We start from the raw sequence: 11,144 nt of genomic DNA, 5'->3' as shown, positions 1-11,144 counted from the left end.
CGCGCTGTGAGGACGAGACGGTAGGTATCGTCCCCGCAGCCGGGAGATTTTGTGTGTTCAGAAATCTGTTTCAGTATCAGTTGGCCTTTACGTCCGGCAGCCTCGGAATGATAAGCGCCGCAGTTATGCCGACCGCGATACCGGCAAGCATCCCTGAAAACAGGAGCACCGGGAAGTAGAAGAACATCCGCAGGTCCTCGACGAGGAGCGACGCGATGATCAGCTGTCCCATGTTGTGGAAGACGCCGCCCGCCATACTGACGCCGGTGACGCTGAATTTTCCTGTCTTTTTCAGGAGCACCATGACGATGAAGCTCAATGTCGCTCCGGCGAAAGCGTACAGGGCGCCGAAGAGCCCGTTGAAAAGCAGGCCCGCCACGGCGATGCGGATCGCGTTGACAGCGGCGGCGTGCTTTGCCGAGAGCTTGTACAGCGCAATGACCGTGACGATATTTGCAATGCCGAGTTTCACGCCCGGGATCCCCGCATTGTATGGTATAATTACTTCCACGTACGAAAAGATCAGGGCGAGGGCGGCCATGAGAGCCACCGTGGCGACGTACCGGCTGCGGCCCCTCGAGTAGGGGCTTCCCGGACGGGAATTTTCCTTCCCGGTTTTCCTAGTTCGAGATGGCATCGTATTCATCACCTCCTCCGCCTTTTATGGTGACCACAACCTTGTGGGGCAGGCACACGATGGTCTCTCCCGATCTGGAGATCGGGCTGTGCTCGACGCACACCTGGTTGCGGCAGTTGGCCGACTTCATGGATACAGAGCCGTGGTAGATCTTCACCACGTTCCTGTCCTTGCCGTCGCGGATGGTTATCTCCCGGTCGTGGGACAGGGAGTAGGTCCCCCAGACCTTTCCGTCGAGTTTTATCTCCACCGTGCTGCCGGAGTCCTTGCTGGTGGCAAGCAGGAGGGAGGCGCTGATCCCCACCACTATTATCGCGGCCATGAGGATCAGGTCGGCCTTCGTGAAAAATTGCTTGATAATTCTCATATTCGATAGTTTCTCTGGATTTATATTTTATTTATATGGAAAGGAGATCAATGATCCCATCTTTTTCAAGGAGACGTTTCATCAAGGCAGTCGCCGTCCTGGCACTGCTGCCGCTCATTATAACACAGACGGCCTGCACCAGTTCAAGTAAGTCTGACGAGGTCCAGCCCGTGGAGCAGGAGGGCTACTACCTGGACACGGTGTGCAAGATCAGCGTTTACGACATGAAGGGCGGCCTGAAGGAAAAGAAGGCGAAGGCGGCCATTGACAAGGGTTACGACAGGTGCCGGGAGCTCGACAAGGAGCTCAGCAACACCGTGGACGCCAGCGACATCAGCAGGATAAACAACAGCGGCGGCCAGTGGACCCAGGTAGGAGACGACGCCCTGACCGTCATCAAGGGCGGCATAAAATATGGAGACCTTTCCAACGGGGCCTTCGACATCACCATCGGCACGGTGGCCGACCTGTGGGACTACCACGCGGAGCACCCGAAGCCACCGGAGCAGTCGAAGATAGACGAGGCGCTGACCCACGTCAACTACAAGAACATCCAGATAAACGGTAATTATGTAAGGCTTCTGGACCCGAAGGCCAAGATCGACCTGGGCGGCATCGCCAAGGGGTACATCGCCGATCAGGTGGCGGACACCCTCCAGGAGGCCGGCGTCACATCTGCGGTGATCAACCTTGGTGGAAACATCGTCACCATCGGGAGCAAGCCGGACGGGAGCGACTTCGTCATCGGCATCGAAAAGCCGTACAGCGACAGGAGCGAGGTCATCGGCAAGACGCAGATATCGAGCGGCACGGTGGTCACATCCGGAGTCTACGAGCGCCAGTTTAAGTACAAGGGAAAGGTATACCACCACATCCTGAGCTCGACCACGGGATATCCGGTGGATACGGATCTCGATTCGGTAACGCTCATGTCCACGAGGGGCATGTCCATGGACATAGACGCCCTCAGCACCATCTGCCTGATATACGGCACGGACAAGGGCAAGGAGCTGGTGAACAGCCTGGACGACACCGAGGCGGTGTTCTGCAAGTCGAACGGCAAGATAGTGACGACGAAGGACGCCAGATTCCAGGCTGAGAAATAGACTAAGACAGACAGAGGACATATATGAAGAGCATAATTCTGAATTTGGACAACACAGCGGAGGACAGCCTGTACGAGCAGATATATTCCCAGCTCAAGGAAAACATCGTCACGGGGCGTATCGAAGCCGGAAGCAGGCTGCCTTCTCTCAGGAGATTCGCAGAGGAGAACAGGGTGAGCGTCTCCACCGTCGGGGCGGCTTACAATCAGCTCCGCCTGGAGGGATACGTGAAGAGCATGCCGAAGTCCGGCTACTACGTCAGCAACGCGGTAGCCATCGAGGCATCCGAGAACGGACCGGACACCGGCGGCGTGACACTGGAGCAGCTACTCCCGCCGGAGGGCGCCCACATAGGGAACGAGATACCGCTTCTGTACGACGAGGAGAGCTTCGGCTTTTCCAGGTGGAAAAAGTGCATGCACCGCGTCTTCAACGAATACTCCCATCTCCTGCGCATAGCCGGAGACGTTCAGGGCGAGCCGGCGCTGAGGTACGAGATCGCGAAATACCTTTTCCAGAGCAGGGGCGTGAAGTGCTCCCCGGATCAGGTGGTGATAGGCGCGGGCTCACAGCAGCTCACCGGACACCTTTGCAGGATACTGCGGGAGATGGAGATAGCAAACGTCGCGGCCGAGAGCCCGGGATACGGACCGGTGCGGGAGATATTCAAAGAACACGGATTTACGGTCCTGAACATCCCGGTGGACGATAACGGCATCGTGCTGGAAAAGCTCCCTGTCAACATGAGGAGCATCGCCTACGTGAACCCGAACAACCAGTTCCCGACGGGGGCAGTGATGCCGGTGGCCAGGAGATATGCGCTCCTGAACTGGGCAAAGGAAAACGACAGCTACGTCCTTGAGGACGACTACGACAGCGAGCTCCGGTATTTCGGAAAGCCTATCCCGGCGCTCCAGGGTCTGGACCACGAGGACAGGGTCATCTACCTTGGGTCCTTCTCGTCCACGCTGTTCGAGGCGATCAAGATCAGCTACATGGTCCTGCCGGAGAACATGATGGAGATATTTCACAAGTTCAGCGGCAGATACAGCCAGACGTGCTCCAAGGCAGAGCAAATCTGCCTGGCGCTGTACATGGAGGACGGGTTTTACCAGAAGAACATCAAGAAGTGCAGGAATCTCTACGCCGGCAAGCTTGAGACCACCATGCGGGAGTTCGAAAAGGCGGGCAGCGGCAAGGTGGAGCCGGTCAACTCCAGGTCCGGCCTGGCGGTTCTGCTGAAGATCCACAGTACCCTGTCACCGGAGCACATCTGCCAGATAGCAAGACGGACCGGCCTTCTTATGCAGCCCGTGGACGACCTGTGCACAGACGAGATCAAGGCGGTGACCTTCTATTTCTACAGAGTGTCCAACAGCCTGCTCAAGATGCTGGTGGCACAGTTCGTGAAGAACATAGAGAGGGAGGAGACCCGGATCAGGCAGGCGGAGCTCAGGGCCGAGCAGGAGCGCCTCAGGGAGGCAGAGGAAAAAAAGAGCTACGGCCTGCGCAGGGACGACGAGGAGATAAAGGCGGAGACGGAGATGTAAGGCCTTTGAAAGATACGGCTTCGATTCACAATGAGATAAAGGATCACAGCTTCAGTGACACCTGGCCGCTGGTCAGGTGTTTTTCTGTGCCCGCGTCCGCCCCTTCGAGAGGCTCCACCACCAGGGCGAAGTCGTCGTCCACGCCCGTGACGAGCGCGCTGTAGGGCTGGCGGCCCGCGGCCTCCACCAGCACTTCACGGCCGGTGATGAAGCAGTGCTCCCTGTAGTCGTCCATCCACCGCCGGGCGTCAAGATTATCCCTGCCGCAGAAGGCGCGGGTGAGCTCCAGGGAGAGCCTGGCGAGAAGGTCGTTTCTCGCAAAAGATGATTCGCCTTCAGGACGGCTTGGGCCGTTCGCGCGGTCAGCATCGTGGGCGGTGTCGGCGGGGTCGTCGTCAAATAGTGCCCCGGCGATGTCCCGGAGCTCCGGCGGCAGCGGGTGGCTGAAGCAGTTTATGCCTATGCCGACAACGATGCGCTCGAAGCCCTGTTCCTCAAGGCCTGCGACACCCTCGGTGAGGATGCCGGCGATCTTTTTCCCGTGAAGATACAGGTCGTTCACCCACTTGATCTCCACGGGTTTTCCGCTCAAGTCGGCCAGTACCTGCCTGGCCACCGACGCGGCCACTGCCGTCACATTCATGGAATCCTCCATGGAGAACTCGGGGCGGAAGGCGAAGGAGAAATACAGGCCGTATCCCTTTGGAGAGGAAAAACTTTTCCCGCGGCGGCCGCGGCCTGCGGTCTGCTCGTCGGAGGCCACCACCACCGGAAGATCCGTTTCGGGCAGCGCCTTGCAGTAGTTGTTCGTGGAATCCACGGTGTCCAGGACGATGATGCGGGGGAGGATACCCTTAACGGCAGGATCGTTCCCGGACCATTCGTCCAGCCGTCTCTCGACCAGTGCACGGGAGAGGATGTTTGAGTCTTCCACCAGGCGGTAGCCTCTGCCTCGCAGGCTCTGAATGTTGTAACCCTGCGCTTGCAAGGCTTTAACAGCCTTCCAGACGGCGTTTCTGGATACGCCGAGGCGAAGAGCCAGCTCCTCGCCGGAGATCTCTTTTTCCCTGGGACCGCCGAGAAGCCTCAGGACACCGTCGCGGGTGGAAACACCTCTCATATCATCGGACTTTGCATTTATATCACTCATCAGTGGACCTCCTGTTATCGCCTTACGATCATATGCCTATTGTATCTCAAAATGAAAGGCAAGTCTGTTTCCAAAGTGTGGAGTCGAAAAAGGACATGTGGTAAACTGTACAAAATGCTTGAAATTTTTTGTCAGAAAAGGAATAAACATGCCTAGATTTCTAGTAGTCAATGATGATGGGATCGAATCCGAGGGGCTGCGGGTGCTGGTGCGCACCCTGTCACCGAGGGGTGAAGTGTACGTGTGCGCCCCGGACGGTGAGCGAAGTGCCACGGCCCAGTCGGTGACACTTTTCGGGGATATAACGGCGAGGGAGATCTCCTTCAAGAACGCGGAAAAGGCCTGGGCGGTCAGCGGGACTCCCGCGGACTGTGCCAAGTTCGGGATCCAGATGCTGGAGGACGCCGGGAAGAGGCCGGACATCCTGTTCGCGGGGATCAACAAGGGGTCCAACGCAGGCACGGACATCCATTACTCCGGGACGGTGGGCGCCGCCGTAGAGGGCGGGATGTCCGGGATCCGGAGCATAGCGCTCTCGGTGGACAGCTGGGATCCCACCGATTTCCAGTATATATGCGACATGATCCCGGAACTCATGGAGATCTCTTCGGAGCTGGGAAGCGGGACCGTGCTGAACGTAAACGCGCCTGATCTGCCGATATGGAAGGTCAAGGGAACGAAAATACTTCCGATGGGGCCGAGGACCTTCGACGACAGGTTGGAGGAAAAGCCGCGGGATCCGCAGGAAGAGATCCATGAGGAAAAGGCGCCGGACGGCGCGGAAAGCTCTGCCGGGGGTCGGCTCACTGGCGGGCTTCCCGGCACACCGGGCACAGGCGAGAAAAAAGGCACCGTCTACAGATATCAGGGTATCCATCAGGATCACTCAGGCTCGGGTCAGAACAACGATCTGGCCGCTCTGCAGGACGGGTATGCGGTGATAACTCCGATGTCCGTGGATCTCACGGACCGGGATGCTCTCATCCGCATAATGCGCAGAGATGGCGGGAAGGTTCTGTGCTTCATTATAGACCCTGTCGATACTGTTCTTTATGACATGTGGAGGGGAGAGAAGCTCAAGGAAAATCTGATCGCGCTCAGCAGGGCTCTCGGGCGACTGGGAGTTTATACGGTGCTCAGCACTCCGTTCTACCGGAGGGGAGACGTGATAGACCCCGGTATAACCAGGTCGCTTGACGGGTATGAAACGGTGGACCGCATAGGGTTCAGCCTTCTGGACACTCCGGACCTCAAGGAAAAGATGGCTGCCTCATCTGAAAAAAGGGTGGTCCTCGCGGGAGGAGAGACTCATGTGGAGGTCGCCGCCGCCGCTATGGATCTCCTGGACAGGGGGATCAAGGTGACCATCCTGAGGGACTGCTGTTCGTCCAGGTCTAAGCAGGATCACGAAGCCGCCATCGAGCTGCTTCGAGACAGAGGCTGCGAGATAACCACCAGCCAGGCTTGGGCCGCAGAGACAGGGCGCATCACCGGCAGGATGGGATGCGATGCCTTCGATCAGATATTCAGGTAAAAGAGGAAAATGGAGGATAAGATGAGATTCTACGTTTCTGAAGATGTTTTCAAGATGATACCTGATGCCCAGTTCGGCCTCGTTAGCGTGGAGGGCGGAGACAACAAGGGAGAGAGCCAGGAGATACTGGAACTTCTGGATTCGTCCATCAAGGCCTGCGCAGAGCACTTCGAAGGAAAGAAGGTAAAGAACGAGCCGGAACTGCAGCCGTACAGAGAGGCGTTCAAGGCCATAGGAATAAACCCGAACAGGTACATGTGCGCCGCGGAGGCGCTGATGACCAGAGTCGCAAAGGGGCAGGGGATGCACTCCATCAACAAGATCGTGGACATAGGAAATGCACTTTCCTATAAGTACATCATCCCGATCGGAGCCCACGACCTGGACACCATGCTCGGAGATTTCGGTGTGAGACCTGCCGTGGAAGGGGACACGTTCCTGCCGTTCGGTGCGGAGGAGAGAGAACCTGTCCCTGAGGGCGAGGTCGTTTACGTCACGGGCAGCCACGTGAGGACCAGAAGGTGGACGTGGCGCCAGGGCGATGAGGGGAAGATCACGGAGGACACGAGCCACGTACTCTTCATCATCGACGGGTTCGAGAGCAATCTGGACAGCATCCTGGCCTGCAGGGAAGAACTGGCCGGGCTGTGCAGAAAATACCTGGGCGGAAAAATAAAAGAAGGACTTATCAATAAAGAAAATATGGAATTTGAGACACAGCTGTGATAACATAGTTCCGTATTTCCGCAGCTGTTCGTGGCGGGCAGCTGCATTTTTGTTGGAAATCTTTTTAAATACGTTCGTGTATGTATATAATTGGTTAGAAAGATCAAAAAAAGATCGACAGAAAGAACAGTAAAGGAGTTTGTTAATGGAAAACGTGACGACTAACAACAAGAGGTGGCTGTACCTCATCACAGGCACAGTGATCCTCCTTTTCGTGGGCCTGATCTACGCATGGTCCATCTTCAAGGCGCCTTTCAATGCCATCTACACAGACTGGACTCTGTCCCAGCTGTCCATGGTATTCACGATCTCCATGGCCTTCTTCTGCATCGGCGGATACCTTGCAGGACTCATGGCCAGGAAGTTCGATGTAAAGGTGAGATTCATCATCGCTGCGATCCTGCTCTTCGTGGGATTCTTCACGGTATCCACCCTTGACCCGAACAACTCCTCCAGAAGCCTCGTGATGGTATACATCTTCTACGGAGTCTTCGGAGGAAGCGGAGTGGGCTTTGCCTACAACGGAGTTATCACCACTGTAACAAAGTGGTTCCCGGACAAGGTGGGCCTCTGCAACGGCATCATGCTCATGGGCTTCGGTCTGGGCGGACTTGCTCTGGGAAGCGTCGTGAATTCCATGATCGGCAGCAAGGGGATCTTCGCCACATTCAGGTTCCTCGCCATCGCCATCGCAGTAGTGCTGATCCTCGGAACACTGATCATCAAGGCGCCTGAGGCTCCTGCGGCATCTGCAGCCAAGGCGGCCGATGATGAGGACGAGGACGAGACGGATCCGATCAGAAAGAAGAACTACACATCCGGTGAGATGCTCAGGACATCCAGATTCTGGATGTTCATCCTGTGGACCATCGTTCTGAACTCCGCTGGGCTGCTGGTAATCAACAGCGCGGCAAACATCTCCATAGCATTCGGTGGTACCGCCGTGCTGGGAATGATCGTTTCTCTGTTCAACGGCGTGGGAAGGATCATCGCTGGAACCAACTTCGACAAGTTCGGCAGAAAGATCGCCATGCTGGTCAACACGCTGTTCTTCGTGATCGCCGGCGTGCTGATGATCGCTGGAAACGCCACAGGATCCCTGGCACTGGTTGTTATCGGACTGATCTTCGTGGGAATGGCCTACGGCGGAAACCCGACCATCACTTCCACATACGTGAACAAGGCCTTTGGACCGAAGTACTTTCCTGTTAACTTCCCTCTGGCCAACTTCTCCCTGCTGCCTGCAGCCATCATCGGACCTATGATCTCCGCAAGCCTCCTGGAGAAGTCCGGCGGAAACTACGGAAGCAACTTCATCACGATCCTTGTATGCGCCATCATCGGCTTCGGACTCATGGTAGTCCTGAACGGACTGAGCAGAAAATACGAGCAGAAGTAAGACCGCTCGTACATCTGCATTGCAATATAAACAGCCCTTCCCTGGGAATTTCCCGGGAGGGGCTGTTTTTGTCACCGTGTTTGATCGTGCTTCGTGGTGTCACCCGTGAAGTTTTCCGTTGACACATTCCGAGGCCGCCTGCGCCGATGAGAAGGCGAACTGAAGGTTATACCCGCCAGTCTCTCCGTCCACGTCGAGTACTTCACCTACGGCGAAGAGTCCGGGGGCGTTTCTGAGTTCCATTGTTTTCGTGTTTATCTGGTCGAGGGCAATGCCGCCTCTGGTGCACATGCCGGCCGGGCTGCTTTTTCCGGAAAAAGAAAGTGTCTCCTGGTCGAGGGGCAGGCGGTCTGCCGTCAGGAGGCCGGCCATGCTTTTAAGCGATGGTGAGCTGCCGGCGCCGCAGGACCTTTCGGCAAGGATCCTGGTAAGGCTCTTCGGGAGACCGAAGAGGCGGGCCGCCGCTGCGGACGTTGTATTGATGTCCTGAGGGCGGCCCTTCAGCTCCTCCTGCAGACTTCTCATCACCTGATCCCTGCTGATCCCTGGGATCAGGCTCAGCGAGATCACCGCGTCAGGCCTCAGATGGGCCGAGGCGTTGAGGGCCGCGGGACCGGAAATGCCTTTTTCCGTGAACAGGATCGGGCCGGATGCCTGGTGTATTTTGCGGCCGCTCTTTTCTTCGATGGTCATAGCCGCGTTTTCGACAGACACTCCGGCAAGTGATCTGTAGGGATCACCGGCGATCGTCAGAGGCATGAGCGAAGGCACCAGCTCGGTGAAGCGGATCCCAAGATCCCGCTGGAGCACGGGTATGAGGCTCCCGTCGGAACCAGTGGCAGGATAAGTTATCCCGCCGGTGGCGATGATGAGGTTTTCGCAGAAGAAGATCTCGTCAGCCGCACCACATCCGTCGTTCCCCGGATACCCGTTTCCGTTGCGGGCGACGCAGATGCCCCACGGTCTTCCTGGTCCTTCAGGCGGACGGATGGCAGTGACATCAGTCCCGGTGCGTATGGTGAAGCCGTTTGCCGCGGATCTTTTCAGCAGTGCGTCCAGGACGGGAGCGGATCGCCGGCATTCGGGAAATATCCTCCCGTCTTTCTCCGTGACGGAACGGATGCCGAGGTCTTCCATGAACTCCGTGAATTTTATGTTGCTGTGCTTGTACAGGGCGGACCGCACGAAGGTGCCGTTGTTGTAGTGGGCTGGAAAATCCTTCACGGATCCGGCGTGGGTGAAGTTGCAGCGGCCTCCGCCGGATATCAGGAGCTTGGATCCCGGCTTTGCCGTATGCTCCAGGATGAGGCCGCCGGCGGCGCCGGTACTCGGGTCAGGAGAGCTCAGGTCGGTGGAGCTGGCGAAAAACAGCCCCGAAGCTCCGGCACCGATGACTATCGCCCTGTAGATGCACTTTTTTCCGGGAGACGCAGCGCCGGAGGCCTTTTCAAATGCTGCAGAAGTTGGTGAAGTGTTCATATTATGTGCTTTCGTTAACATTAAACCTATTGCCTTTGTGCTATAATTTAAACACAAAGTGAAGTGCAAATGAAGCCGGTCGGCCGGCGGGTTCAGAAGATCATTCAGAGCATTTTATCACAGAGTTGTGCTCGGCAGGGAGGTTCGCATGGGCAGGATGCTTGAAAAGGCCATGATAATCATAGATGACGGTTTTGAGGAGATGGAGGCTCTCGGGACGTATGACGTGCTCAGGCGCGGCGGCGTGGATGTGCAGCTGGTGAGCGTCAAGGAAAATCTCAGGGTGAAGAGCAGCCGCGGCGTTATCGTGGAGGCGGTGGATATCCTGGGGAACGGCACACGCTTCAAGGACTACGACGTGCTGGTGATCCCCGGCGGGCCGGAGTACGAGAAGATGAGCGAGAACGAGAACGTGCTGAACTTCATCGCCGACTTCGACAAGGCTGGCAAGCTCATCGCGTCCATATGCGCGGGCCCGGTGGTCCTGGAGAAGGCCGGTATCCTGGAGGGCCGCACAGGAACTTGCTATCCGGGTTTCGACCAGTATCTGTCATACGGGAAGCTCCAGCAGAACCCGGTATGCATCGACGGGAACCTGATAACTTCAAGGGGCCCGGCCACTTCCATCTATTTCGCCCTCACGATCCTGGAGGCCATGGGCAAGGTGGCCGAGGCCGCGATCATCAGGGACGATATGCTCCTCGGGTACATGGAGTACAACATCCGTCACGAGACCTTCAGCCTCACGAAGGCTGACGTGGAGCTGATCAAGGCTGCCCAGAGGACCATAAGCAAATGCTACGAGGCGGGGGCTCACATGGCGACTGCCGCGTCGGGCGTCATGGGCGGCTCCGGAGAGATATACACGGCGGTGAACATAGTGATGGATCACGGGATCAGCTCGGAGCAGGCGGCGATAAGCGCCGCTCTGGCCGCGGGCGAGACGGAGATCACCACGGTGGTGACTGTCAAAGGACAGTCCGGAAGGCACATGGTGATGCCGGACGGAGCCAGCAGGCAGACGATCTTAGAGACTAATCCGGAAGCCTTCGTGCTGGTGAAAGCACCGGACGGTGTAAAGAAGATGAAGATCGCCGATCTGCTGCCGCAGTCTGTGAACTGATGCGTTTCTGAAGGGCCGTTGCTCCGGTCGAGGGTATCGGACAGGAGTTAAATAGAAAGTAAAAAGCAGGCGT

10 protein-coding genes are annotated in these 11,144 nt (G+C 57.1%); 6 read left to right on the top strand and 4 right to left on the bottom strand.

Annotation, left to right across the window (positions count from 1 at the left end):
* Positions 1–76 precede the first annotated feature (76 nt).
* Both BQ7382_RS06565 and BQ7382_RS06560 read right to left on the bottom strand, forming a co-directional pair.
* A complete protein-coding gene (locus BQ7382_RS06565; RefSeq protein WP_077391328.1) occupies positions 77–637 on the bottom strand; it encodes a Gx transporter family protein in 561 nt (186 codons plus the stop codon).
* Entirely contained in the window at positions 621–1,004 is a 384-nt protein-coding gene (locus BQ7382_RS06560) for a NusG domain II-containing protein (RefSeq protein ID WP_077391327.1), read from the bottom strand. The genes BQ7382_RS06565 and BQ7382_RS06560 overlap by 17 nt, the downstream gene beginning before the upstream one ends.
* A 35-nt stretch (positions 1,005–1,039) precedes the next feature.
* On the opposite strand from BQ7382_RS06560, the gene BQ7382_RS06555 reads away from it, so the two are divergent.
* Positions 1,040–2,110 (top strand): FAD:protein FMN transferase, encoded by a 1,071-nt coding sequence (locus BQ7382_RS06555; protein WP_235847970.1) that lies wholly within the window; start codon positions 1,040–1,042, stop codon positions 2,108–2,110.
* Between the two features lie 23 nt (positions 2,111–2,133).
* The gene (pdxR, locus tag BQ7382_RS06550; protein WP_077391325.1) at positions 2,134–3,660 is read left to right on the top strand and encodes a MocR-like pyridoxine biosynthesis transcription factor PdxR; all 1,527 of its coding nucleotides are present in this window, start codon (positions 2,134–2,136) and stop codon (positions 3,658–3,660) included.
* 43 nt (positions 3,661–3,703) lie between these two features.
* Here the strand turns inward: pdxR and BQ7382_RS06545 are convergent, their stop codons facing one another.
* Positions 3,704–4,810, bottom strand: a complete 1,107-nt coding sequence (locus BQ7382_RS06545; protein ID WP_077391324.1) for a biotin--[acetyl-CoA-carboxylase] ligase — start codon at positions 4,808–4,810, stop codon at positions 3,704–3,706.
* Between the two features lie 148 nt (positions 4,811–4,958).
* Between BQ7382_RS06545 and surE the strand changes: the two genes are divergently transcribed.
* The 3 genes from surE to BQ7382_RS06530 all read left to right on the top strand — a co-directional run bounded on the left by surE (position 4,959) and on the right by BQ7382_RS06530 (position 8,469).
* On the top strand, positions 4,959–6,344 hold the full coding sequence (surE, locus tag BQ7382_RS06540) for a 5'/3'-nucleotidase SurE (protein ID WP_077391323.1): 1,386 nt from the start codon (positions 4,959–4,961) through the stop codon (positions 6,342–6,344).
* 21 nt (positions 6,345–6,365) lie between these two features.
* Complete coding sequence (locus BQ7382_RS06535) at positions 6,366–7,070, top strand: B3/B4 domain-containing protein (protein ID WP_159437250.1); 705 nt, start codon at positions 6,366–6,368, stop codon at positions 7,068–7,070.
* A 145-nt stretch (positions 7,071–7,215) separates the two neighbouring features.
* Positions 7,216–8,469: an MFS transporter gene (locus BQ7382_RS06530; RefSeq protein WP_077391321.1), complete on the top strand. Its 1,254-nt coding sequence runs from the start codon at positions 7,216–7,218 to the stop codon at positions 8,467–8,469.
* 99 nt (positions 8,470–8,568) lie between these two features.
* Here BQ7382_RS06530 and BQ7382_RS06525 read toward each other — a convergent pair whose 3' ends face one another.
* Positions 8,569–9,948: a BaiN/RdsA family NAD(P)/FAD-dependent oxidoreductase gene (locus BQ7382_RS06525; RefSeq protein ID WP_159437249.1), complete on the bottom strand. Its 1,380-nt coding sequence runs from the start codon at positions 9,946–9,948 to the stop codon at positions 8,569–8,571.
* A 148-nt stretch (positions 9,949–10,096) separates the two neighbouring features.
* On the opposite strand from BQ7382_RS06525, the gene BQ7382_RS06520 reads away from it, so the two are divergent.
* Entirely contained in the window at positions 10,097–11,071 is a 975-nt protein-coding gene (locus tag BQ7382_RS06520) for a DJ-1 family glyoxalase III (RefSeq protein ID WP_077391319.1), read from the top strand.
* The last annotated feature ends 73 nt before the right edge of the window (positions 11,072–11,144 follow it).

It is taken from the genome of Mobilibacterium timonense (assembly GCF_900155555.1).
In the GTDB taxonomy this organism is placed as follows: Bacteria; Bacillota; Clostridia; order Peptostreptococcales; family Anaerovoracaceae; genus Allobaileyella; species Allobaileyella timonense.
This window is presented reverse-complemented; position numbering and strand designations above follow the sequence as displayed.

What these genes read in the sequence shown, in the direction of transcription:
- pdxR (WP_077391325.1), top strand. Translation starts at nt 2,134, where the DNA reads ATGAAGAGCATAATTCTGAATTTGGACAACACAGCGGAGGACAGCCTG.
- BQ7382_RS06530 (WP_077391321.1), top strand. Translation starts at nt 7,216, where the DNA reads ATGGAAAACGTGACGACTAACAACAAGAGGTGGCTGTACCTCATCACA.
- BQ7382_RS06535 (WP_159437250.1), top strand. Translation starts at nt 6,366, where the DNA reads ATGAGATTCTACGTTTCTGAAGATGTTTTCAAGATGATACCTGATGCC.
- BQ7382_RS06565 (WP_077391328.1), bottom strand. Translation starts at nt 637, where the DNA reads ATGCCATCTCGAACTAGGAAAACCGGGAAGGAAAATTCCCGTCCGGGA.
- BQ7382_RS06520 (WP_077391319.1), top strand. Translation starts at nt 10,097, where the DNA reads ATGGGCAGGATGCTTGAAAAGGCCATGATAATCATAGATGACGGTTTT.
- BQ7382_RS06555 (WP_235847970.1), top strand. Translation starts at nt 1,040, where the DNA reads ATGGAAAGGAGATCAATGATCCCATCTTTTTCAAGGAGACGTTTCATC.
- surE (WP_077391323.1), top strand. Translation starts at nt 4,959, where the DNA reads ATGCCTAGATTTCTAGTAGTCAATGATGATGGGATCGAATCCGAGGGG.
- BQ7382_RS06525 (WP_159437249.1), bottom strand. Translation starts at nt 9,948, where the DNA reads ATGAACACTTCACCAACTTCTGCAGCATTTGAAAAGGCCTCCGGCGCT.
- BQ7382_RS06545 (WP_077391324.1), bottom strand. Translation starts at nt 4,810, where the DNA reads ATGAGTGATATAAATGCAAAGTCCGATGATATGAGAGGTGTTTCCACC.
- BQ7382_RS06560 (WP_077391327.1), bottom strand. Translation starts at nt 1,004, where the DNA reads ATGAGAATTATCAAGCAATTTTTCACGAAGGCCGACCTGATCCTCATG.